The 24,553-nt window shown below is 62.6% G+C and carries 20 protein-coding genes; 11 read left to right on the top strand and 9 right to left on the bottom strand.

Annotation, left to right across the window (positions count from 1 at the left end; genetic code table 11):
• Positions 1–146: 146 nt before the first annotated feature.
• The 5 genes from groL to AAGD32_14000 all read left to right on the top strand — a co-directional run bounded on the left by groL (position 147) and on the right by AAGD32_14000 (position 5,786).
• Positions 147–1,838 carry a chaperonin GroEL gene (gene groL / locus AAGD32_14020; GenBank protein ID MEM8875360.1) on the top strand — a complete coding sequence of 564 codons (1,692 nt, stop codon included), beginning with the start codon at positions 147–149 and terminating at the stop codon, positions 1,836–1,838.
• Positions 1,839–1,961: 123 nt separating this feature from the next.
• Positions 1,962–2,699, top strand: a complete 738-nt coding sequence (locus tag AAGD32_14015) for a VOC family protein (GenBank protein ID MEM8875359.1) — start codon at positions 1,962–1,964, stop codon at positions 2,697–2,699.
• A gap of 430 nt (positions 2,700–3,129) precedes the next feature.
• Positions 3,130–3,879, top strand: coding sequence for a hypothetical protein (locus AAGD32_14010; GenBank protein MEM8875358.1), 750 nt, complete (start codon positions 3,130–3,132; stop codon positions 3,877–3,879).
• A 282-nt stretch (positions 3,880–4,161) separates the two neighbouring features.
• Positions 4,162–4,389 carry a hypothetical protein gene (locus AAGD32_14005; GenBank protein MEM8875357.1) on the top strand — a complete coding sequence of 76 codons (228 nt, stop codon included), beginning with the start codon at positions 4,162–4,164 and terminating at the stop codon, positions 4,387–4,389.
• A gap of 128 nt (positions 4,390–4,517) precedes the next feature.
• A complete protein-coding gene (locus AAGD32_14000; GenBank protein ID MEM8875356.1) occupies positions 4,518–5,786 on the top strand; it encodes a DUF4041 domain-containing protein in 1,269 nt (422 codons plus the stop codon).
• A gap of 242 nt (positions 5,787–6,028) precedes the next feature.
• Here AAGD32_14000 and AAGD32_13995 read toward each other — a convergent pair whose 3' ends face one another.
• Together AAGD32_13995 and AAGD32_13990 are read right to left on the bottom strand one after the other, a co-directional pair.
• Positions 6,029–8,143, bottom strand: coding sequence for a glycosyl hydrolase family 8 (locus AAGD32_13995; GenBank protein MEM8875355.1), 2,115 nt, complete (start codon positions 8,141–8,143; stop codon positions 6,029–6,031).
• Positions 8,144–8,263: 120 nt separating this feature from the next.
• The gene (locus tag AAGD32_13990; GenBank protein MEM8875354.1) at positions 8,264–9,835 is read right to left on the bottom strand and encodes a hypothetical protein; all 1,572 of its coding nucleotides are present in this window, start codon (positions 9,833–9,835) and stop codon (positions 8,264–8,266) included.
• 122 nt (positions 9,836–9,957) lie between these two features.
• Between AAGD32_13990 and AAGD32_13985 the strand changes: the two genes are divergently transcribed.
• A complete protein-coding gene (locus tag AAGD32_13985; GenBank protein MEM8875353.1) occupies positions 9,958–11,184 on the top strand; it encodes a PQQ-dependent sugar dehydrogenase in 1,227 nt (408 codons plus the stop codon).
• A 50-nt stretch (positions 11,185–11,234) separates the two neighbouring features.
• On the opposite strand, the gene AAGD32_13980 is transcribed toward AAGD32_13985, so the two are convergent.
• The 3 genes from AAGD32_13980 to AAGD32_13970 all read right to left on the bottom strand — a co-directional run bounded on the left by AAGD32_13980 (position 11,235) and on the right by AAGD32_13970 (position 14,353).
• Positions 11,235–12,560, bottom strand: coding sequence for a porin (locus AAGD32_13980; GenBank protein MEM8875352.1), 1,326 nt, complete (start codon positions 12,558–12,560; stop codon positions 11,235–11,237).
• A gap of 79 nt (positions 12,561–12,639) precedes the next feature.
• Complete coding sequence (locus AAGD32_13975) at positions 12,640–13,389, bottom strand: flavodoxin family protein (GenBank protein MEM8875351.1); 750 nt, start codon at positions 13,387–13,389, stop codon at positions 12,640–12,642.
• 10 nt (positions 13,390–13,399) lie between these two features.
• Positions 13,400–14,353 (bottom strand): hypothetical protein, encoded by a 954-nt coding sequence (locus AAGD32_13970; GenBank protein ID MEM8875350.1) that lies wholly within the window; start codon positions 14,351–14,353, stop codon positions 13,400–13,402.
• Positions 14,354–14,639: 286 nt separating this feature from the next.
• Between AAGD32_13970 and AAGD32_13965 the strand changes: the two genes are divergently transcribed.
• From AAGD32_13965 to AAGD32_13955, 3 genes are all read left to right on the top strand, one after another.
• A complete protein-coding gene (locus AAGD32_13965) occupies positions 14,640–14,933 on the top strand; it encodes a hypothetical protein (GenBank protein MEM8875349.1) in 294 nt (97 codons plus the stop codon).
• 162 nt (positions 14,934–15,095) lie between these two features.
• A complete protein-coding gene (locus tag AAGD32_13960; protein MEM8875348.1) occupies positions 15,096–16,085 on the top strand; it encodes a fatty acid desaturase in 990 nt (329 codons plus the stop codon).
• 109 nt (positions 16,086–16,194) lie between these two features.
• The gene (locus AAGD32_13955) at positions 16,195–17,454 is read left to right on the top strand and encodes an HD domain-containing phosphohydrolase (GenBank protein MEM8875347.1); all 1,260 of its coding nucleotides are present in this window, start codon (positions 16,195–16,197) and stop codon (positions 17,452–17,454) included.
• Positions 17,455–17,458: 4 nt separating this feature from the next.
• Here AAGD32_13955 and AAGD32_13950 read toward each other — a convergent pair whose 3' ends face one another.
• Entirely contained in the window at positions 17,459–18,625 is a 1,167-nt protein-coding gene (locus AAGD32_13950; GenBank protein MEM8875346.1) for a DNA polymerase IV, read from the bottom strand.
• 119 nt (positions 18,626–18,744) lie between these two features.
• Here AAGD32_13950 and AAGD32_13945 point away from each other — a divergent pair, with 119 nt between their 5' ends.
• A complete protein-coding gene (locus AAGD32_13945) occupies positions 18,745–20,145 on the top strand; it encodes an endonuclease/exonuclease/phosphatase family protein (protein MEM8875345.1) in 1,401 nt (466 codons plus the stop codon).
• On the opposite strand, the gene AAGD32_13940 is transcribed toward AAGD32_13945, so the two are convergent.
• Together AAGD32_13940 and AAGD32_13935 are read right to left on the bottom strand one after the other, a co-directional pair.
• Entirely contained in the window at positions 20,146–21,183 is a 1,038-nt protein-coding gene (locus AAGD32_13940) for an alpha-E domain-containing protein (GenBank protein MEM8875344.1), read from the bottom strand.
• On the bottom strand, positions 21,180–22,703 hold the full coding sequence (locus AAGD32_13935) for a circularly permuted type 2 ATP-grasp protein (protein MEM8875343.1): 1,524 nt from the start codon (positions 22,701–22,703) through the stop codon (positions 21,180–21,182). Before AAGD32_13935 ends, AAGD32_13940 begins: the two co-directional genes overlap by 4 nt.
• Before the next feature lie 57 nt (positions 22,704–22,760).
• Here AAGD32_13935 and AAGD32_13930 point away from each other — a divergent pair, with 57 nt between their 5' ends.
• Entirely contained in the window at positions 22,761–23,669 is a 909-nt protein-coding gene (locus AAGD32_13930) for a transglutaminase family protein (protein ID MEM8875342.1), read from the top strand.
• Here the strand turns inward: AAGD32_13930 and AAGD32_13925 are convergent.
• On the bottom strand, positions 23,645–24,553 hold a 909-nt coding region (locus tag AAGD32_13925), incomplete at its 5' end, for a glycosyltransferase family 4 protein (protein ID MEM8875341.1). The two genes, AAGD32_13930 and AAGD32_13925, sit on opposite strands and share 25 nt — an antisense overlap.

The following is a 24,553-nucleotide window of genomic DNA, read 5'->3' as shown; positions in this document are numbered from 1 at the left end:
GGTCGAGTAGGCGCTAGTAGCTAGGCGCTAGGAGTTAGGCCTGACACGAAAGTCCAGCCGGCTCCGAATCCGCCCCTAGCGCCCAACTCCTAACCCCTAGCGCCCCTGACGCTCACCCCCGAATTCCCAACAACCCACCCCTCCCAATGCCTAAACAAATCGCATTCGACCAGGACGCCCGCCAAGCCATCTTCAAGGGCGTGCAGAAACTCGCCAAGGCCGTGAAGGTCACCCTCGGCCCCAGCGGCCGCAACGTCGTCCTCGAAAAGTCCTTCGGCTCCCCGACTGTCACCAAGGACGGAGTCACCGTCGCCAAGGAAATCGAGCTCGACGACGCCTACGAAAACATGGGCGCCCAGATGGTCAAGGAGGTCGCCGACAAGACCTCCAAGATCGCCGGCGACGGCACCACCACCGCCACCGTCTACGCCGAGTCCATCTTCGGCGAAGGCCTCCGAAACGTCGCCTCGGGCGCCAACTCCACCCAAATCCAAAAGGGCATCCAGCTCGCCACCGCCGCGATCGTGGAAGAGCTCAAGAAGATGTCCAAGCCCGTCGCCAACTCCAAGGAAGTCGCCCAGGTCGGCGCATCGTCCGCCAATCAGGACGCCCAGATCGGCCAGATGATCGCCGACGCCATGGACAAGGTCGGCAAGGACGGCGTCATCACCGTCGAAGAGGGCAAGAGCCTCGACACCACCATCGATCTCGTCGAAGGCATGCAGTTCGACAAGGGCTACCTCAGCCCGCACTTCGTCACCGACGCCGCCGCCGGCGAGGCCGTGCTCGATGACGCCTACATCCTCATCCACGAGAAGAAGATTTCCTCCGCCCGCGACCTCTTGCCGGCCCTGACCAAGGTCGCCGAGCAGAGCAAGCCGCTGCTCATCGTCGCCGAGGACATCGAAGGCGAAGCACTGGCCACCCTCGTGGTCAACAAGCTCCGCGGCATCCTCAACGTCGTCGCCGTCAAAGCCCCCGGCTTCGGCGATCGCCGCAAGGCCATGCTCCAGGACATCGCCACCCTCACCGGCGGCCAGCCCGTCATGGAAGAGCTCGGCATGTCACTTGAGAACATCGAGCTCGAAGTCTTCGGCCGGGCCAAGAAGATCCGCGTCGACAAGGACAACACCACCATCATCGAAGGTGCCGGCGACGAGAAGGCCATCAAGGGCCGCATCGACCAGATCAAGACCGAGATCGACAACACCACCTCCGACTACGACCGCGAGAAGCTCCAGGAGCGCCTCGCGAAACTCTCCGGTGGCGTCGCACAGATCAACGTCGGCGCGGCCACCGAGGTCGCCATGAAGGAGAAGAAGGCCCGCGTCGAGGACGCCCTGCACGCCTGCCGTGCGGCCGTCGAAGAGGGCATCATCCCCGGCGGCGGCACCGCCACCATCCGCGCCGCCGCCAAGGTCCTCGACAAGGTCGAGAAGTCGGCCGCCAACGAGGACCAGAAGATCGGCGTCCGCATCATCCGCCGCGCCGTCGAAGGTCCGCTCAAGCAGATCGCCTCCAACGCCGGCGTCGACGGCTCGGTCGTGGCCCAGAAGATCAAGGAAAAGCTCGACGACCCCACCTTCGGCTACAACGCCCTCACCCACGAGTACGGCGACCTGCTCAAGATGGGCGTCATCGTCCCGACCAAGGTCGAACGCAGCGCCCTGGAGAACGCCGCGAGTATCTCCGGCCTGCTCCTGACCACCGAGGCCGTCGTCGCCGACATCAAGGAAGACAAGCCCGAGATGCCCCCGATGGGCGGGGGCGGCATGGGCGGCGGCATGCCCGGCATGGGCGGAATGGGTGGCATGGGTGGCATGGGTGGCATGATGTAAATCCCACCCGCGTCTCACCCACGCGGACGACACGCAAGGGCCGACCGGCATCCCCGGTCGGCCCTTGTTGTGCGCCGCGAAAGCATCATGCTCGGTCACCTCACCACGACACGGAGACCAAGCATGGCATGCGAGTTCGTATGGGCAGACCTTTCGACCCACGACCAACGATCGGCCGAACGTTTCTACAAGCAAGTCTTCGGCTGGACCTTTCACGACCTCGGCGATGGGTACCGCGTCGGTGAACGCGATGGCCTATGGACGGCCGGGCTCTATCCGATGCCGGACAAGTTTCGCAAGATCGGCATGCCGACTTTCTGGATGTCATACATTCGCGTCCCTCAACTCGAGCCCGTCGTGGAGTCGGCGAAAGCCCACGGCGGCAAGGTCGAGGTCAACCCCATGCCCGCCACCGGCGGCGGACGCGTCGCACTCATCCGCGACCCGGCCGGTGCCGGCTTCACCTGCTACGAAGGCGACGAACTCGTCAGCACCAACACCGCCACGCCGGGCCTGCGCCACCGCCACGTCCTGCACGTTTCCTCGCTCGAAGCCGTCGCCGAGTTTTACAACCGCCTCTTCGACTGGACCCTGCGCCCCCACGCCCACCCCGGCCGCCACGACCTCGTCACCCCCGACGATCAAATCGTCGCCGCCGTGCAGGTCACGCCCAACGAACTCAAAGGCAACTTCGAATACTGGGGTGTTTACTTCGCCGTTGATGACATCGAACAAGCCAGCACCCAACTCACGGCCGCCGGCGCCGAGATCGTCGAAACCCAATCCATCAACGGCACCCCCGAACTACTCGCCTACGACACCCAAGGCGCAGCCTTCTACATCACACCGCCGGGAGCGTGACAGAGGGCACAAGCAAGACGAATGGCAGACCACTACCACCGAGGCCATCATCGCCGACATCAAGGAAGACAAGCCCGAAATGCCCCCGATGAGCGGCGGTGGTATGGGCGCAATCATGTAGTACCCACCCGCGTCACAGCCACAACCACCAACGACCACGGGGTCGGGAGCGATTTGACTCCCGACCCCGGTTTTGCTTCCCCGGCCTGCTTCTGTACCGTCGGCAACTGCTCGCAAACAACGTGGTGATTATGCTAGGGGTTTCCGGCGGACGACAGGAACGTCGCCTGACCTTTTTCCAGAACACAGAAAAACTTGTTAGATTCTCCTAGTCAAGTACCTCGTGTTGGACGAGTGACATTGCACATTCGAGTCGTGCGAGCCATGAACTTCGAGAGGCCCGCATCTCCGTTGAAGAAAGGGTCAGCAGATGGCACGAGGTTTTTTTGCCGAGTTGAATCGGGCCGCGAAGGCGGCCGCACGAGAGCGCGAACGAGCGAATCGGGAAGCCGTCCGAAGGCACAACGCCGCGGTCAGGGAAGCCGAAAGTGCGAAGAAAGCAGAGGCGCGTGCGACTGCACAGCTTGCTCGCGCGAACGAGGCGGAACGGAAGCGAATGGAAAAGGAAGCGAAGGGGTTTCACATCGCCTCGATGGAGGCAGAAACAGAACGTCGCAATCATGAACTCGCTGAAATCTACGACGAAATCGACTCGCTCCTCGCTGCAACCTTAGGTGTGGACGACTATGCCGATTTGGGTTCGCTGCGCACGGCCGTCGAACACCCGCGATTCGACCGCACCGATCTTGAGAAGCCCATACCGATTCCACTTCCGATTCCTCGCCCGCTCGAACCGTCCCTGAACTCGCCCCCACCCCCGAAAGGATTGGGCGCTTTGCTCGGAAAGAAGAAGTACCAGAAAGCGGTGGCACGAGCAGCCGATGACTACAAACGAGCAGTCGCCGGCTGGCAGTCCAAGGTGATGAAACTCAAGGCGGCACAAGATGCGGCCAAGAATGAGCATGCGCAGAAGGAAGCGGAACGACTCGCCCTTCTCGCTAAAGAAAGGTCCCGGTACGAACAAGAGTGCTTCGAACGTGAATTGAAAGTTCAGGAACACAACGAAGCAATCGACACGCTGATTGCCAATCTCGGATACGGCGACACAGGTGCCGTCTAAGAGTACGTTTCAATCGTTCTATCCAACTCGATTTATCCGCCGCACTTTCAAGTCGAACACGATTTTCAGTTTGACGCAGCTTCCGCCGAATTATGGTTGAAGGTCGCAGTACCGAGTCCCGACACACTTCCAACCACCAAGGGGTACAAGTACAATAAAACCAGGGATGAGATCACCTTGACTGCGTTATCGCGAAAGGCGTGCAAAGACAGATATGCCACAGCCGTTAACGAGGTCGCATTGAGATCGATCCATGAAGTGTTCGAGGCGGATCGCCGGGGCTTGATCAAGACCATCGCACTCGAAGTGGGCACGAAGACGGCCAATCCCGCCACGGGATTACCGGGCTTTATTCTGTTTGTCGCAACCGGTGCCGAGCGAGAGGCATTCTTGAAGATGGATCTGTCAAATGTGGTTTCGTCGGCAACACTTGAGCACCTCGGTGCATCGGTCTCTAAGAATCCGTATGACCTTGTCGCGGCAGATGCGTCCGGAGTGCGCCGTTCATGAATGACCAAACGTTAGTTTTCAATCCTCCGCCAGGTTGGCCTAAACCCCCGGCGGGATGGGTGCCGCCTAAAGGATGGACTCCCGATCCGAGTTGGCCAGAGCCGCCCCCCGGATGGGAGCTATGGCTGGTGATCGATTCGAATGGTACCGCTCTTCCAACACCCAGTTCGCATGATTCTGCCAACTATGCATCACGCAACTCAAGCAGCACGTCACCCGGCGACAAATCGACTTCAGTAGATAAAGATGAAAGACGTATCGTGGTGCTGGAAGCTGAAGTTACGGCCCTGCGTAGCCAGATCGAAGCTGCTGCAGGCGCGGGCGAAGTCGTCACGCTGAGTGACGAACAGATGCTCCAAGAAGTCGGAATCTATCGCTACCATCATCCGCTTGAGACTTCCGTCGAATACAAGACAAGACTTCACCAACTTAGCATGCGCATTTCGGAGATCCTGAAGACCAAGCGAGCTATCAAGCTTTCAAACATGTTCACATACGACAATTCCCTAGCAAAGGGCAAGAAGATGTCAGGCGACCTTTCTAAACTGATGTTGCGTGCATACAACGCTGAGGTAGACAACGCACTGCGTACGCTCCGAGCAGGGAATGTTGTTACTGCCAAAAAGCGAGTTGAAGCATCGAGGAGTGCCATCCGAAGGCTTGGGCGAATGATGCAAATGCAGATAAGCGAACGGTATCACGAGTTACGAATCGAAGAAATTGAGTTGACTGCCGACTTCCTGATGAAGAAGCAGCAGGAGCGGGAGGAAGCGAGAGAGGAGCGCGCTCGACTCAGAGAGCAGAAGAAGGTGGAAGCAGAGATAGCAGCAGAACGTGACAAGCTGGATAAAGAACGGAGCCATTTAGTCAACACATTAGAAGCGCTGAGAGCCAATGGGGCTTCCAATGCTGAGCTTGAGCGACGGCTTGCCGCGGTTGATGAAGCAATCGCCCAGAATGACTTCAGGGCCGCAAATGTCCGTGCGGGCTATATCTACGTCATCTCGAATCGGGGAGCATTTGGTGCAAACGTCGTCAAAATCGGCCTAACTCGCCGGCTTGAGCCGTTGGAAAGAATCAACGAGCTAAGCAGCGCATCGGTACCCTTTCGCTTTGATGTCCATGCAATATACTTCTCGGAAGATGCGGTTACTCTTGAGTCTGAACTACATGCCGAATTCGCTGACCGGCGTGTTAACTGTGCCAATCTTCGCAAGGAGTTCTTTTTCGCAAGTCCGATTGAGGTGCAAAACGCACTCGTCTTAAAGGTGGGCAACTTACTAGAGTTCAACGAAATTGCAGAGTCCGCAGATTATCTTCAGAGTATTCGGTACTGGCCAAAGGAGCATCGGGAGGCTCGCCGAGCGGTTACGGGTACACAATCGGGTAACGAATGATTTCGAGTGTTGGACAGAATGGCGGAAAAGGTGCAGGCGGAAAAGGGGGCGGAAAAGGTGTCAGAGTTCTTTTCGTGACTGCGAGTGGACGCGGTGTCAAGTGCTTGATGCGGTTGTTTCGCCGGCTTCGCGATTTCGGACAACACTGCGGCACTTACAGCAGCCGCCGGCCTTCCGGGGGTTGATGGTTGGGCTCTTTGGCAAGTGAATAGGCGGCCCGGGGCGACGGGTGCCGGGGCGGTTCACGCAAGGAGGTCGTCGAGTTGAAGGCCGCGTGGGCCGTCGGCGAAGAGGGTCGTTGGCGTGAAGGTGCGTGGAGAACGGAAGGTTGGCGGGTCCTCGGCGATGAACGTGCCGCTGGGGGTGGCGCTGGCCAAGGGGTTTTGCCACCGGCCGGCCATCATCATCATGGTCATCAGCCGAAGCTCCATCATGTAGTAGCCCTGGAAGTCGGCGGCGACGGTGGCGTCCCAGGCCTGGCGTTGCAGGTCGGGGTTGTCGCTGGTGAGCATCGACGCCGCGGCGGGTCCGACGTAGGCGGCACTGCCGCTGTTGAACCAGCCGCCGAAGGCGGTGCCGTCGAGCGCGTAGCCGTCGCGGATACTCTGCCAGCCGACGTCGGTGAAGAACGTGTTGAAGTCGGCCGAGCGTTGCAGCGCATCGTCGGTGCCGTACCAGATGTAGTCGGCGACGATCCGCCACGGGATGCGGCAGGCGTTGTACCCGTAGAACTCCTCGCCGGGCACATACGGCACGCCGACTTGGGTCGTGTCGCCGGGGAACAGGCCGACGAAGTTGTTGCCCTGGTTGGCTTCGGAGAGGTCGAGGATTTCGTAGAAGCGGTCGGTCACGTCGTTCCAGCGATCAACGCCGGAGAAGTCGGCGAAGACGCGGAACCAGCCGGGCATGGCGTAGGAAAGGTTGGTCGCGACGGGAGAGTTGACGATGCCGCCGCGGATGGAGTTGTCGGGGTTGATGTTGAACGTGAGGATCGCATCAATGATGTCGAGCGCGTCTTGCCGGTATCCGCCCCAGAACTGCTCGGCGGCGACCAGCGCGAAGGCGATGTCCAGATCGCCATCGGTGGCGTTGTTGAAGTTCTGGACGGGAACGCCGTTCTGGTCGATGAGCCAGTTCATCAGGCCTTCGCCGTTGACCGAGAAATGGAACTGCGCGTAGTTCCAAAGGTCATCGAAGAGTGCCTGATCGTCGTTGTAGACGGCGAGCAGCATGCCGTAGCCGATGCCTTCGGAGACGGTGGCGTTGGGGTAGGACTGGCCGCCAAAGTTGAAGTTCTCGCCCTTGACGCGTCGGAAGCCGTTGGCCCCGGAGGACGTGACGTTGCGAGCCTTCCACTGGTCGTACGACGCGGCGATCTCGGCGTCCATCTCCGCCTGGGTCAGGCTTGGCACGGTCGCGGCGAAGCTGTCCGCGAAGGCGTAAGCGCCGTCGCCGATCGGCACGTTGGCCGTGCGAATATCACCTACATCGAAGCCGACGTAGCCGACGACTTCATTGCCGTGGGTGACCTCGGCGTCCTTGGAAACCTCTTCCTCGATGTACCCGTAGAACCCGTCGCGGTTGGCGGTCGTGTAGCGCAGGGCGGCGGGGTCCGAATCGTTGAACGTTTGGATTTGCCCGAGCGTCACGGGCTGCACGTCGGGCGCGAGTCGGACGCCGAACGGCAACCACTCGCCGGTCTGATCGACGGTGGTTTCGGTGCGGCCCGCGGCGAAGTCGACGCCGGCGGTACCCGGGCCGGGCTCGATCGCGATCCAGTTCACGATCGCCGGCTTGGCCTTGAGCGCACCGCCGCCTCGCGGCACCGGCGCTGCTTCCTCCAACTGCAACATCATGTCGAAACTCGATGCCGTCACGTCATTGATCCGCACCGCCATCGTCCGAGGATCGCGGCTGTTGACGACGGTCGCGAAGATCACCGGGGTCGACGAAAACGTCATCCCCAGGTCGATGTCGTTCACCCAGCGCAAGCCCATCGGCGTCGAGCCGGCGACGACCCGTTGGCCGTTGGCAAGGGTGTGGACGCCGCGTTCGAGAACGACGTAGCCGAGCGACTCGGTGCCGTGGATGCCGTCGTCGTGGTCCCACTCGTCGAGATACACATCGACGCCGGTGGCGGTGGGATTGGCGAGCCGGCCGATGACCGACGAACCGTCGTTGCTGGTCGCGGGGCCGAGCACGACGATGGGGTCGGTGTAGGCGTTGTCGAAGGTGAGCGTCCCGGCCGGGGCCGCGCCACGGACGTCGGGGTCTTCGATCTGTGCGCCCGTGAAGATGTCGGCTTCGCCAATCACCGCGAGAAGTCGGCGGTGTTCGAGTGTCTCAATGGTCTGCATGGGTGTCCTCCGTCGGCGAACCATTCTACTTGCAAGCGCTTACGGATACAACGGGTCTGCACGATGTTTGCGGCTCAACCGTGCCTGTACGTTGCGTGCGCAACAAACGTCACGACCCGATCACCGCACCGGCATGTCAGACACCTCCGCCACGCTCACACCATGCCGGTTGCAAAGGTAAGCAACGCGAGAGCCGTCCGCCGAGAGCGCAACCTGAAAGCCAAACCATTGGGGTTCGTAAACCGCCTGTCCGCCGAGACCGGCAGCGTATGTGGGCTTAGGGATCTGCAGCGCCGTCTGCTGCGGAACGTCGATAACATAAACATGATGCTGTCCGACCAGCGCGACACGTCGGCCGTCGGGCGACCAGGCCGGCGGCGCGTGATCGATGGGCAGCGTGAGCGTGTGAACGTCGACGACGATCGTGCCGGTCGCGACGTCAACGACGGAAAAGCCGTAACCGTCGGCGGTGTAGTCGGCCAGCGCCGCGAGCTTGCCGTCGGGACTGAGTGAGACGGCCGACGCCGGGCGCTCGTCGCGGAGCAGCCGACGTGCGCCAGCGCCGTTGACCACCACGACCAATCCGTCGGCGACGAACGTGCCATCGGCCCGCGCACGAAAGCTGGCCAATCTCGGCTCCGCGACGATCGCCACCGCCGGGCCGTCCGGGCCGCCGTCGGACACGAAGATGGGGAAGCCCAACCCCGCTTGCCGCAAACGCGCTTCGAGGGACCGCTTACGATCCGCTGCATCCGCATCGGCCGCCGCCGCCCACGGCAACACCCAGCCTTCGAGTTTGTCGTCGGCCGATCGCCAGTCGACCGCCACACCGCCGACGCCATCAGGCACGTCCGCATGCCAGTGGCCGCCAGCGTGGACGGTGCTTTTGTTGGTGTACGTCGGCGTCTCGATCCAGCCATGCGTCGCCCAACCGCGTAGCAGCATCGGATTAGCGAACCGGCGTGAGCGCCAGTACGAACTCGGCGCTTTCATCAGCGAGAGTTGCCCAAGTTTTCCGTCGAGTTCGAAGGGGACGGTCATCGTCCGCGACGGATCAGAACCGACCCGCCCCATCGCCCAGCGCAAACGCTTGTCGCCGATATCGACATGGAGCCGGGCAGCATCGCTGACTCGAAGCACACCGAGGATCGGCGTGACATCTTGCGTGCCGGCCACGATCAACGTGTCGTTCGCGGTGAGCCAGCCGAGCGTTTCACGCGCGGTACCCATCGCATCCGCCGACCGCTCGATCCGACCGATGGCGAGAAACGCCTCACCGTCGTAACGGTGCAACGGTTGCGGCGTCCAAGCATTGATCGTGTTCGGGCGCGTGACCGTCAATAGAGTCGGCTGACCACTGGCTGCGGTGAAATGGTGCTGCCAGCTGTCAAAGTGCTTGGGCGCGGCGCGGAGTACCGGGTCAGGTGCCGTGCTGTCATAGACGTATTCATGCTCGCCCGGCAGGTCCTGCTGATCAAGCAGCTTCAGAAGCGCAACGTCGGCCCGCCAGTCGTGATAGGCGGTTTGCAGGTCCTGCCACTGCCGGCGAAGCTCGTCACGCCATACGACGCCACCGACCAGCCCGATCCCCACCAGCACGAAAATGCCTCGCCGCAGCCAGCGTCGTAACCGCAGCCGTCCCTTCTCCGGGCGATAGTCCAACACTGGCGTGTCCCACTGCGGCTGCGACATGGCCGGAGTGTAACGCCCGGCGGCATGCACTGCGCGACGCGTTTGCTGCGCAACCCTCACCCCCACTTGCTTGCGCAACAAACGCCGCTGCCCTTTTCGTTGTATGTCCATACGATCCGTGCATGCGAAGCACGATGCTCTTGGCGTTTGGGACGACGATGTTGTTTACGGCGTTGCCGGCTTGTGGGCAGGCGCAGCCCTTGGACGAGCCGGTTACGCCGGTCGATGAGGCACCGGCCGCCACCGGATGGAAGGCCGTCGAGGTCGTTGGCGGTCTGCAACGGCCGTGGGGCATCGCGTTTCTGCCGGATGACAACTTCGACAACGGGCTGACCGCGTTGATCACCGAGAAGCCGGGCCGACTGCGGGTGATGGTCGACGGCGAACTGCGCGACGCGGCAGTGACTGGGCTGCCGGAGATTTTCGCCGGGGGCCAGGGCGGGCTCATGGACGTCTCGCTGCACCCCTACTTCGAGGACACACGTTTCGTCTACATCACTTACTCCGCGGGCAACGGCCAGAGCAACTACACCGCACTCGCCCGGGGCGTTCTGTCCGACGACATGACCGCACTCGAAAACGTCGAGGTCATCTTCGAGGTCAACGAACGCAAGCGCGGCGGGCAGCACTTCGGCTCACGCATCCTCTGGCTCCCCGACGACACCATGCTCCTCTCCATCGGCGACGGCGGCAACCCGCCCTCATCCGTCGAGGGCAAACTCGCCCGTGACCACGCCCAGGACACCCACGCCCACCTCGGCAAAACCCTCCGCCTCGACGACAACGGCGCGCCCGCACCGGCCAATCCGTTCATGGCCGACCCCGACGCGTTCGGTGCCGTCTACACCCTGGGCCATCGCAACATCCAAGGCATGGACATTCACCCCGAGACGCTGCAGGTCTGGGCCACCGAACACGGCGCACGTGGCGGTGACGAGCTCAACCTCATCGAGCCGGGCAACAACTATGGCTGGCCCGAAGCGACCTATTCCCGCGAATACGCCGGTCCGCGCATCAGCGACCGCACCAGCATCGACGGCGCGATCGACCCGGTGATCGTCTGGACCCCGTGCATCGCACCGTCGGGATTGGCGTTCTACACCGGCGACGCCGACGGCAACGCGGCGCTCTCGGATTGGCAAGGCGATCTCTTCGCCGGCGGCCTCGTGCTTCGCCAGATCCGTCGCATCAAGTTCGACGAGAACAACCAACCCATCCCCGGAGCCGAAGGTCAGGAAACGCTTCAGTTCAACAGCCGTATCCGCGACGTCCGCAACGGCCCCGACGGCTTCCTCTACGTCCTCACCGACGAAGGCAACGGTCAGCTACTACGTATCGAAGCGGAGTAACGTGCTGGCGGTCTTACCTCGCCCTAGTCCTGGTGTCGATCTGCCGCCAACTACAACTGCAACTGAATCTGCCCGCGGATGACGACCTGCGTGTTGTCATTACCGAAGACGCCTATGCCGCTGATGGTTCTGGGTGCTCCTTCGGGGTAGAGCGTGGCGTCGAAGGTGAACTTGGCTTTGTGCCCGTTGAAAAAGCGGTTGAACCCGGCGGTGAACTCCGGGTAAGTACCGGCACCGGTGGGATCGAGATCGGAGCTATCAAGGTGAGTGATGCCGGCGCGGCCGAAGACCTCGACCTGCTCTGTCACACCGTAGCCAACCTGCACGACACCACCCACGTTGGTGCCGGTATCGAGGTCGAGCTCGGCCTGGAGCGCGTGGACGGCGGCGAAGAAGACCAGAGGCTGGTCCCCGGACTTGGCCAGCATGTCGGCGGTGACGAACGTGACGGTTTCATCGCCGGCACCGGTGTGGCTGGCGCTGAGGCTCAGTAGCAAAGTGGGGTCGGTCATCGGATTGGCCACGGCCGAGAGATCAGCCGTGCTTTTCCAACTACCAAAGGGCTTGTAATCCGCACGGGCGGTAAGGCCGAAGTCGCCATCGCCCAGCGGGTCGCTACCGCCGGTGAAGGGGGTGTTGAACGTGTTGACACCGTCGGTGTAGCCGAAGGTGACGCGCGTCGTGTCCGTCTGGTGGGTGAAGGTCACGCCCTGCACGAAACCGATGTTGAATCCGCTGAGGACGTTGTTGACCAGCGAGCGATCGACCGCGAGTTGGCGGGTCGCGCTGGTGTTCCACTCGATACTGCCCGGGTCTTTGAACTGCCCGAACCGCATGGTCCAGCCGTTGCCCAGAGGCACATCGCCGAAAGCGTAAAGCAACCGAGTTCGTCCGCCGTCGCGCAGCGACTCCCAAAGAAAAAAGTACTTCACCTTCTCGAGGGCGTGCCCGAGAAAACCGAACCGCGTCCGGCGTAGTTCGAAACCACTCTCGGTCTCGTCTTCGTCATCGAACTGCACGGCCCCACGGAACTGAAGCAGAAAGTACGGCTTGAGCTTGAACGCGCCGTCCTCGCTTTGCAGGAAGAATGTCGTGTCATAGCCCGCCGTTGCGCCGGCGAACGATGGCATCACCGAGCGATCCCCGGCGTCTTCCAGAACCTGCTGAACCGCCGCGTCGATCTCCGCAACCGAAAGGTGCCGGGTCTGCTCCCGTTGCTCGGCCCGCAGCTTCTGAATCTCCCGCTCCAGCAACTCCAGCCGTTCGAGCAACTCCCCGTGCGTTGGCGTCTCGGGCGGCTCCGATGTCTCGGCCCAAGCTGGCGCTCCAGCGAGCAATACACACAACCCGACGATCCCGATGATGCCCTTGTTCATGCCACTACTATCTTCGGCACGACGAGGCAGTATGAGAATCAAGCGTGGCGAACTGCCACGCGTGGCGGATTGTCGGCTCTCAACGGTAATCAGGATTCGGATGATCGAAGCGACAACCGGCGTCCCATTTCTCGCGTTGGTTGCCGTGCGCGGGGAAGCCGCCCTCGGCCCGAAACATGCGGGCCAAGTGCATCAGGTTCCACGCCATGAATGTGGTGTTGCGCTGGGTGAAATCGTTGGACGGTCCGCCGGAGCCGTCGTCGAGATAGCTCGGTCCCGGGCCGGCCGGGCCGATCCAGCCGCAGTCGGCCTGGGGCGGGATCGTGTAGCCGAGGTGGCCCAGCGAGTAGAGAATGTTCATCGCGCAGTGCTTGACGCCGTCTTCGTTGCCGGTGACGACGCAGCCGCCGACCTTGCCGTAGTAGGCGTACTGGCCGTCCTTATTGAGTTTGCCGGATTCGCCGTACAAGCGTTCGATCACCTTGGTGCAGACCGATGACTTCTCGCCGAGCCAGATCGGCGTGCCGAGCACGAGAATGTCGGCGGCCTTCACCTTCTCGTACAACGCCGGCCATTCGTCCGTCTCGAAGCCGTGCTCGGTCATGTCCGGGTAAACGCCCGGCGGGATGTCATGGTCCACGGCCCGAACAAACTCGACCTCGACGTTGTTCGCCCTCATCACCGCCGCCGCCACGTCCATCAACCCCCGCGTGTGACTCGTCCGCGGCGACGGCTTGAGCGTGCAGTTGATGAACAACGCCGATATCCCCACAAAGTCATACGGATTGGAGTCGCAATCCGCCTGCTGGCGATCCGAAAGTTGGCTCATGCGTGCGACACTACCGCAGGTGACGCCAACGACGAAGCGCCGCGATCGGCAAAGCCCACCCGAAGATTAACGCCGGTTCAGGCACAACTGGGCCGACGAGGTTGAAGGTCCACGAGCCGGGAACGCTTGGGGTGATGTCGACCATCAGGCTGTTGGACGAGTCAGACTCGAAAATCGTGCCGGGACCACCGTTGGATCCGGTGAACAATGCGCCGATCGCGGCGACCGGTGTGTCCTGCGGGAGGTCGACCTCAAAGCCCAGCGTGAAGTCGATCTCCGTCCGGAACAAGCCGTCGCCGAGGTCGGTCGCGATGACCGCCTGGCTTGGAAAGTTCTGCACGAAAGGGTCGAGTTCGTTCGCGCTCACGAAGCCAGAGAAGCCGCCCAGCGGGCTGTTGAGCGTGCCGTCGCTCACGTCATAGAACTGAACGCCGACGCCGAGTTGGGCAAAGCTGTTTTGCGTGGTCAGCAGGCCGGTGATGCTGAAATTCACGTTGGCTCCGATAGTGAATGCGTCGTCAAGGTCCGGGTAATCGGCGGTAAAGACATACGCCCCGAACGCGTCGGCACCAAGGCTGAAATCGGCCGGCGCGTTGTCGGCACCGCTGCGCGTCTTGAGCGTGTAACTCATCTGCGCCGGAGCAATGGTCGCGTCGGCCCAACCGAACATGTCGACTTCTTCCGGGATCGGGTCCGCAACGCGCGGAGCGATGTCGTTTGGAGAAACGTACCCCGCGCCGTAAGAGGTCACGTCGCTCGTGTCGCTGAAGTAGGCACCCTGGAAGGACAGCCCCGGTGTGTCGAGCCGGCCACCAGCTCCGACGATCGCTCCGCCGACGTCGATGATCTCGGCAACGCTCGGGGGAACGGCAGTGGTACCCGGAACGTAAATGCCCTCGGGACCGGTCGGGTTGTCGTGGGCGAAGACGGGAACGGCGACGCAAATGGCGACACTTACGGCCAAGGCCGTGCAATGGTTGAATCGCATGATCTCTCCAACCCGGTGTGAGGGATTGTTGTTCTCAGCAAGGAACAGCCGGGCGAGCGCCCGCCGGAGAGTACCGCGAAAGACATATTTTCGCAATAATCTACATATCGAAACGCGACCTCCGTTGCCGAGTCCCACCGGGCTTGCGAAGCCCCACCGCTTCGGCCAAACTCTGCCCATCCACCACAGGTCGTGGATAACCCCGAACACAACCTCGATGACACGGAGGTGTCGCTTGAGCGCAAAAACTGAAGATGCTGTCATGGATGCACCCGAAACGGCCAAACGCGACCCGGTCATGCGGGACGCCGGCGAGGTCGAGGGCAATGGAACGGCGGTCAGCTCGCCCGTCGTGCCGCTGTTCAAAACGGCCCACCAGAAGATCGTAACCCTCGCCCGGCTGGACGAGCAACTCGCAACGATCCTCGAGCAACGCGTCGCCCTTCAGGCCGAGATCCGTGGCATCCGTGGGCAAATCAACAACGAGTTCGACCGCGTCCTCGAAGAAGCCGACGGCACGTCCCAGCGGTTGCTCGACGAGATTTCACGCGGTTAGTAACTGCGGCTCACGCGCACTTCACGTTCGTTCAAGAGGTTTGACAAGTTCGATCAGCACACTCTGTCGCGGGACACCGTGGCCGGTTGGCCTAAGCTATCTGCGACGGTTTTGGCAGGCCGCATGTAGCCACGCCGAAATGCGTACCACTCGGAAACCAACATGGATGATTCCCTGAACCCCGTCTCACTCCCGTCCGCGCCGACCCCTCAGCCCGAGCCGGCGAAGGCCGAACGCGGCATTGATCATCGCGACGAGCATTTCCACCGCCTGCCCGCATGGATTCAGGGCGTCAACGCGATGGCCGTAGTTCTCCCGTTCGCGGGGATCATTCTCGCGGCCGTGCTCCTCTGGGGATGGGGATTCAGTTGGGTCCACGCGGGGATCCTCGCGGGGATGTACCTCGTCACCGCCGTCGGGATCACCGTCGGCTATCACCGGCTATTCACGCACAAGTCGTTCGAAACCGGGCGAATCATGACGTCGATCATGGCCGTCCTTGGTGCAATGGCGCTCGAAGGTCCCGTGCTCAAGTGGGTCGCCACCCACCGCCTGCACCACCAACACTCCGACGACCACGCCGACCCACACTCGCCCCACCACCATGGCGAAGGCATCATCGGCATGCTCATGGGTCTCTACCACGCTCACATGGGCTGGCTGCTGCGCGGCGACCCCAAGAAGCTCTACCGATATGTCCCGGACCTTTCGCAGGACCGACTCATCCGCGTACTCAGCGACTATTGGTTCCTTTGGTTCATTATCGGGCTGATCATTCCGACCGTGCTCGGCGGGCTTTTGACCATGTCGTGGTGGGGTGCATTCCTCGGCTTCGTCTGGGGCGGGCTTGTCCGCGTGTTCCTCGTGCATCACGTCACGTGGAGCATCAACTCCGTCTGCCACATGTGGGGCACCCGGCCGTTCGCGAGCCATGACGAGTCACGCAATAACGTCATCTTCGGCATCCTCGGCCTCGGCGAGGGCTGGCACAACAACCACCACGCCTTCCCGACCTCCGCACGCCACGGCCTGCGTTGGTGGGAGTTCGACGCGAGCTACATCCTCATTCGCGTGATGGAAAAGCTCGGCCTCGCCTGGAACGTGCGCGTGCCCTCCAAGCAACGCCTCGAAGCCAAAGCCAACGACCGATAGAAGTGTCGCCGAAGGAGATACGTACTTACCCGTATACGTAGTTTCCACGTTTCGGTTTGTACGCAAAGTCGGGTCGTGTATTCGACGATACAGCGTTGGGGAATACCTGATGCGCTGCCTATCGATCGATGAGATCAAACCCGGTACGAAACTTGCCGAGCCCATCCGTGGCCCCGGGGGGATTGTACTGCTGCAAGCGGGTTGCGAGCTCACGCCGACTTACCTTGCCGAACTGCGTGCGCGCGGCATGGCGAGTCTCTACATCGACGACAAGAAGTTCTCGGACGTAAACCCGATTCGCCCCGTCGCCGCGGCAACCCGTGCGACCGTCGATCGCAAACTTCGCAACTCCGTCGGTAAGCTCGGTGACAAGGTCGCCAACCTCCGCGAATCACTCGGAGAAGCTCCCGACATTCACTCACCCGGCTTCGCGTCCGACGTGCGCGATGCACTCGGGCCTGATGCGTTGCAGCCAGTCGTCGAGAGTGTCGACGCCCTGCTCGGCGATATGAGCAAAGCCGTCGGCGACGACGCGGTGCTCACCGGACTCGGGTCGCTACGCACGCACGACTCCTACACGTTCGACCACTCGATGGACGTGACGATCCTCGGACTGCTGTTGGCCCGACAGGCCGGCTGGGCACCGATTCGCTTGCGTCCGTTCGCGGTCGGACTGTTGCTCCACGACATCGGCAAGATCTTCATCGACCCGAGCATTCTCAACAAACCCGGCAAGCTCGATGACGCCGAGTTCGAGCGGATGAAAGCCCACCCCGAGATCGGCTACGGCATGGTCCGTGCGTTACTCGGCGAACAGCTCGGACCGCTGCCCGCACAAGTCGCCTACCAACACCACGAAAAACAGGACGGCACCGGCTACCCACGCGGGCTGCGCGGCTCTAATCGGCTCGGCGAAGGACAGTCGGGCATGATCCACGACTTCGGCGCACTCGCCGCCGTTGCCGACGTTTACGACGCCATCGCGTCTGATCGTCCTTACCGCGCGGGCATGCCGACCGACAAGGCCTGCCGCATCATCATCGAAGCGGCCGGCACACACCTGAACGAACGGGCTGTCGGCCTCTTCAAGGAAACCGTCGCGCCCTACCCGACCTGCAGCGAGATCGAGATCCTCAGCGGGCGCTGGATGAACCACCGGGCCATCGTCGTCAGCAGCGGTGCCCGAACGTTCAAGCGACCCCGGGTCCGACTCGTCACCGACCCCGACGGCAACGATTGCCCGCCCAAGGACATCGACTTACGCAGATTCCCCAAGATCGAGTTTCGCGGCGTCACCGCCAAGCGGGCACGCGACATGGACCACGACGATCACACGGACATCGACGCCCACCTCGCCGAAGCCGCGTGAACGCTCACCGGCGAATCGGTGCGTTGCCGCGAACGATCGCGGATTTGCCAAACTTCTCGCGGATCGCATCGGTGGCCTTGTCAACCGCACGCATCCGGTCACGCTGCGGGTCGGGGAAAAGCGACACCTCGACGCCATCGACGATGTCCGAAACACCGCAGCCGATCAGTCGCAACGGCGCGAAGTGATCGACCGCCCACGCATCGAAAATCGCCTCGACCGCTTGCCACAACTCGCGCGTCACGTCCGTCGGCTCGCCGAGTGTCCGCCGCCGCGTGTAAGTGCGAAAGTCGCCGAACCGCAGCTTCACCTGCACCGTCCGCGCCCGACGCCCGCTTCTCCGCAATCGGCCCGCAACCGACTCGATCTGCCCGAGTAACACGCTGCGCAATACGTCGGGGTCGCCGATGTCATCGCCGAAGGTTTGCTCCTGACTGATGCCCTTGGCCTTGCGATCCGAGTGCACCTGCCGCTCGTCGACGCCATGGATCAACGCCCGCACGCGCCGACCCAGTTTGCCGAGCGAACGATCGAGAAAGCCGTCGGGCAACTCACGCAGGTCGGCGATCGTCCGCAGCCCACGCCCGCGCAGCTTCTGCGCCGTCTTCGGGCCGATGCCCCAGATGCGACCGATGTCCAGCGGGTCGAGCGTTGCCTGCTCCGTGCCCGGCTCGATCACCGTCAGCCCGTCAGGCTTGTCGAGATCGCTCGCGAGCTTCGCCAGGAACTTGTTCTTCGCCACGCCCACCGAGCAGGTGAGCGCCGTCGCATCGTGGACCTCGGCACGAATCGCCCTGGCCATGTCGACCGGATCACCGAACAACCGTTGGCTGCCGCTCACGTCTAGGAACGCTTCGTCGATGCTGATCGGCTGAACAAGATCGGTTCGTTTTTGGAAGATCGCCATGATCTTCCGGTTGGCCTCGCGGTAGGCGTCGAAGCGGCCCTTGACGACGATCGCGTGCGGGCAAAGCCGCAGTGCGACGGACATCGGCATGGCGCTGCGACAACCGAACGGCCGTGCTTCATAGCTCGCCGCAGAGACGACGCCACGCTTGCCCGTCCCGCCGACAAGCACCGGCTTGCCACGAAGTTCCGGCGCGTCACGCTGCTCCACCGACGCAAAGAACGCGTCCATGTCGACGTGGAGAATGGCACGCTGCCAGAACATTGCCCGGACATCATAACCGCATCACACGACAACGTGGTTACACATTTGCCAGTGTGTGAAAATCGTGTGAGTGCTCGGTTGCGCTGCTCCGCAACGAGGTTCGCCGCGTAAACTCACTGATGCACGCACTGATTACCGCGTTGGCCCTGCTACAACCTGCAGAGACGCTCGACCAAAGGTTTGCAGCCGAACCGTCCGTTCGCGTCGACGGTGACGCAGTCGAGTTTGCGGACCGGTTTGACGTGTTGCGCATCGGCGACACCTTGCAGATCCGCATGGACGACATCGGCTATCGCTCGCTCACCGGTGGACCGGAGAATGTGGCGTTGCTGCTGGACCTCGACGGCAACGCGGCCACTGGTGCCGACCTGACGCGTATCGGCGGGACGCCGGGGATTGATCTGCGGATCGATTTCAACGCCGTTTGGCCCGAGCCCAAGCCGGGCGAACGTGGTCAGCGGGGTTCGATGGTGACCGCGTACGAAGCCGACGGCACGCCGGTGAATGTGCATCAATGGGAGATCGGCCTGCTGAGCGCCCCGACCCACGCGGCCGACGAGTTCGAGGTCCGCATCAACACCGACGTCGTCCGCCGGGAACCCGAAGAAGGCGAGGCGCCGGCCGAGCCGGTCACACTCCCCGAAGTCGGCGACGTGCGAGGCGTCATCCTCGTGCAGGACCGCGGCAACCAACGCACCGTCGCTCGCAAGCGCCTCATGGCTGGCGTCGGCAGTGCGGTCCCCACCACCTTCGCCGAGGCGAGCGTTCCCGCCAAGCCCGACGATTCGATTCGCGTCATGGTCTGGAACATGCTCTACGACGGGCCCGACGCAACGCCCCAACCGTTCGCCGACACGATCGAGGCCGTCGCGCCGGACGTGGTGATGATCCAGGAATGGTCGCGCGATCCGATGACCGACGAACGTGTTGCGACGTGGTTCGATGAGCACGTCGAGGGCGAGTGGTTCGTCGAAACCAGCAGCGGGCAAGGCGTGGCGATCGTGAGTCGTTTCCCGATCGCGGCACGCGGGCCGGACTTTGTTGAAGCGACCCCCGAAAACACCGACGACCCGTCGGCCCGTGTCGCGTCGGCGGTACTGGAAACGCCCGGCGGGCCGATGACGTTTGCGACGGTTCACCTCAAGTGTTGCGGTTACCTCAACAGCCGCGAGGACGAAAAGCGCCGCGCCGAAGCGGCCGCTGCCGCGAAAGCCATCACCGCATTGCACACCGCCGGGCCGATCGTCTTCGCCGGCGACTTCAATCTCGTCGGCAGTCCGAACGTGCTTGACGTCGAGCTGCCAACGCCGATGCGTACCGTCACGCCGACCCACTTGGCCGACCCGTCGTTGCTGTACACGTGGCAAGATCCCAATCAGAACTTCGGCCGCAGTCGGCTCGACTACTTCCTGAACAGCGAATCACTGCAAGAAGCGAACGCTTTCATCGTCGATCCCGCCACCCTTGGCATCGAAAATCCTAGCGATCACCTGCCGATCGTCGTTGATCTCAAGCGGTAGCTACCGCAGGAAGTATGCCTGACTGATGCTTAGCGCCGCGTCTTTCACACGGTCGCGGATGTCGGCGAGGTAGAGCGGCAGACCAACGTCGATCAGTTCCGCGCTCTGGGCGAAGCGCAGGTGCGCGTGGAGTCGGCCGAGGATGCGTTCGGCGTCGGCGTCACGTCGGCGGGTGGCGAGGCGGATTTCCTTGACCGACTCGGCCGCCCGCGCCACGCCGAAGACGATGCTCCTCGGAAATCGCCCGTCGAGGATCAGGTACGCGCCGATCTTCAGCGGATCGAGTTCGCCCGACTGCACACGCCGGAACGGCTCCAGAGCGCAGCACATCCGCAACACGGCCATCCAATGAATGTTGCGTAGCGGCGCGTCGTTGATGCGCGGCGCGGCGGCCGGCTGATCGAACCGACTCTCCAGCACCCGGCACGTCACATCCACACGCTCGAACCACTTGGCCAACTGCGTGAACTGCCAACGCTGGTCACGCGGAAGCGTGTGATCGCAGAGGCCTTGGAACAGCATGCTGAACGTGGCGACGCGGTCGTAGAACTGCTCGGCCGCCGTGTCATAGCCTGCCCGCCCCTCACCGCGCAAAGCCCAGTACAACTCGTTGAGGCTCTCGTACAGTTCTGCGGAGATGTTCTCCCGGATCGCCCGAGCATTCTCGCGTGCCTGTCGGATGCAGTTGAGGATGCTGTTGGACTCGTGCTCGTTGAACGTCAGGTAGTGGACGACCCGCTCGCCGATCGGCCGACCCGGCTCGTAGTCATCGGGCAGCGCGTCGATGTGGAACACGCGCAGCACCGACTTCCATTGCCGCTCCTGAACGTCACGCGCTAGGTCACCGACATCGGTCAACAGGTTGGCGTTGACGCTGAGAATGCGGGCGATGTGTTCGGCACGCTCGACGTAGCGGCTCATCCAGAACATCGAGTCGGCCACCCGCGCGAGCATCGGTCGCTGCGGCAGGTTGACGAAGTCGAGTTGCTCGGCCACCGGTACGTCGAGCGAACCGGTCATGTCGTTGTTGCCGTTCACCGGGACACCCCCTCGGTCTCGTCGCCGGGCTTGCCCAAGACCCAGGTGTCCTTCGACCCGCCGCCCTGGCTGGAGTTGACCACGAGCGAACCTTCACGAAGTGCGACGCGTGTGAGCCCACCGGGCATGACGATCGGGCACTCGCCGTAGAGGATGTACGGCCGCAGATCGACCCGTCGGCCGGCGAGTTCGAACTCGTTTCCACCCGCGGTCTTGTCGCCGAAGATCGTGGGATGCTGGCTCAGTTGGATCGTGGGCTGGGCGATGAAGTTGGCCGGGTCCGCTTCGATCTTCTCGGCAAACTCGGCGCGTTCGGCGTCGGTCGCCTGAGCCCCCATGAGCATCCCGTACCCGCCGGACTCATTAGTGCTTTTCACGACGAGCTTGTCGAGGTTGTCGAGCGTGTACTTCAGATCGTCGGGCCGGGTGCAAATGTGCGTCGGTACGTTTTGCAGGATCGGCTCCTGGTCCATGTAAAACCGGATCATGTCAGGCACGAACGGGTAGATCGCCTTGTCATCGGAGATTCCCGTTCCCGGCGCGTTGGCGAGTGTGACGTTACCAAGGCGATAGGCGTTCATGATGCCCGCCACGCCGAGCGCGCTGTCGGGTCGGAACGCGAGCGGATCAAGGAAGTCGTCATCGATCCGGCGGTACACCACGTCCACCCGCCGCAGCCCCGCCGTGGTTCGCATGTAGACGAAGTTGTTGTCGACGACCAAGTCGCGTCCTTCGACGAGCTCGACGCCCATCTGTCGCGCGAGAAAGCTGTGCTCGAAGTACGCGCTGTTGAAGATTCCCGGCGTGAGCACCACGACGGTCGGCTCATCAACGTGCGGCGGCGCGCAGTGCTGAAGCATCTGCAACAGGTTGTACGGATAATCCTCGATCGCCCGCACCGCGTACTGCTCGAACAACGCCGGCAGCACACGCTTCATCACCGCCCGGTTTTCGAGAACGTATGACACCCCCGACGGGCTACGGGCATTGTCTTCGAGGACGACGTAGTTTCCTTCGGTGTCGCGGATCAGGTCGGTGCCGCAAATGTGGATGTAAACGTCGCCGGGCACCTTGACGCCGATCATCTCCCGGCGGAAGAACTTGCCGCCATAGATCAGGTCGGCCGGGACGAGCTTCTCCTTCAGAATCGCCTGCTTGCCGTAGATGTCCTTGAGAAACAGGTTGAGTGCGGTGATGCGTTGCTCGAGCCCGGTTTGGATGATCGTCCATTCGTCGGCGGGGATCACGCGGGGGATCAGGTCGAACGGGAAAATCCGCTCGAGGTTTTGGGCTTCGGAGTAAACGGTGAACGTGATCCCCTGGTTGAGGAACGTCACGTCGGCAAGTTGTCGGCGCTGGGCGAGGTTCGTAGGGCCGAGCGTGCTGAGACGGTTGAAGACGGCTTGGTAGTGCGGCCGAATGTTGCCGCCAGCGTCGACGGCTTCATCGAAGATGCCATGGGTCTGATAGCTATCGAGCAACGAACGGATGGCCTGGGGCGAAACGGGTGCTTGCGTCACTGCCCCCGATTCTGCACGCGCGGCCGGGAAGTGCAATGACGTAATATGCAATGCCCCATGAACAATCCCGCCCGTCGGCTACGTGTCCGTCACACCACCACCTACCGCTACGACCGACCGGTCCAACGCAGCGCCCACCTGTTGCACCTGCGCCCGCTCACCGACAATCGCCAGTGTCTGCTCGACTTCGACCTGCACATCACCCCTGCCGCCGAGGTCATGGCTTTCGATGACGTCTTCGGCAACGCTTGCCATGCGTTCGACATCGACACGCCGTACACCGAGCTGACCGTCACCGCGCGCAGCACCGTCGAACTAACGCCCCGCGACCCGTTCGCGTTCGCGGCGTCCCACACGTACCGGCCGGAGATCCCGTTGCTCTGGCAACCCCGCGAACGCCAGATGCTCGACGGCTACCTACGCTCGGTCGAGCTGCCGGACAATCAGATCGACGATCTGTTCCAGTACGCCAAAAGCTTTGTCTCCGCGAACAACGGTGATCTGCTGGAGACTCTGTTTCACCTCAACCTTGAACTCTTTAACAACTACGAGTATGTCCCCGGCTCAACGAGCAACACGACTACGCCCTTCGAGGTGATGCAGAGCAAGCGCGGCGTTTGCCAAGACTTCGCGCAGCTCTTCGTCTGCCTCGCACGTTTGCTCGGCATCCCGGCGCGTTACGCCTGCGGCTACATCTTCACCGGCAACACCGGCGTCGAGCGAGCCCAGTCCGACGCATCGCATGCGTGGGTCGAACTTTACTTGCCGAAGGTTGGTTGGCGTGGGTTCGACCCGACCAATGGCTGCCTGCCCGACGCCGGACACGTGCGGGTTTCCTACGGCCGCTTCTATCGAGACGCCACGCCCACCGGCGGTACGCTCTACGGCAACGCGGTCCAGACCGCGCTCGACATCGACGTCACCGTCGAGGAAGTCGACGCTCAAAGCTCGAGCACGGCCGCGTAGTCCGCGGCGATCGCGGGCCAACGATGACGCTCGGCCGTCGCGCGTCCGCCGGTCGCGAGGTGCCGACGTTGGTCAGGGTCGTCGCGGAGCTCGGCGATCACGTCACGCAATGTCGTCGGCGTCGCGAAGCGGCCGTTGACGTTGTCACACACCACGTCCCGGCAGCCCGGCACGTCGAACGCCACCACCGGGACGCCCGCCGCCATCGCTTCGAGCAACACCATCGGCATCCCCTCTGCAAGGGATGGAAGCACCAACAGGTCCAACGTCGCGAGTGCTTGATCGCGTTCGACCATCCCATGAAACCGACCGTGTTCGAGCAACTCCAGCCGCGCGCGGTCCGGGCCTTCGCCGAAGATGTCCAACGTCACCCCCGGCAGATCACGCGTCGATTCGATCAACAGGTGAACACGCTTGACCGGATCGAGCCGACCGAGAAACCCGACGCGCATCGGTAGCTGCTCGTTGACCTGAGCCTCGCTGACGACTTGCTCGACGCCGTTGGGTAGCACGACGAGTTTTTCGTGCGGGACCCCGGCAGCGGATGCGGCGTGATCGGCAACGGACCGTGACGGACAAATCACCCGCTCGGCCCGACGTGCCGCGAACCGTTGCAACCACCAATGCCAGCGCGGATACGGCTGGGTCGTCTGCACGCTTTGGAACCAGCGCACCGTCGGCCAACGCCGGGCCGTGAGCGCGGTGGGCGACTTGCACGAACTGATTGGCGAGCGGAAGTTCGACCGGGTCTTGAGTTTCCTGATGCACGCCAACGTTGTCGCGGCGCTCACGGCCCGGCGTTGGCCGACGGTGCGCTGGTTCCAAAGCGTGCAGACGACCCAGCCGTATCCGCGCTGGCATTGGTGGTTGCAACGGTTCGCGGC

This window comes from Planctomycetota bacterium (assembly GCA_039182125.1).
Taxonomy (GTDB): Bacteria; Planctomycetota; Phycisphaerae; order Tepidisphaerales; family Tepidisphaeraceae; genus JBCDCH01.
The sequence above is the reverse complement of the archived record's forward strand: the minus strand, read 5'-3'. Positions and strand labels throughout refer to the sequence as shown.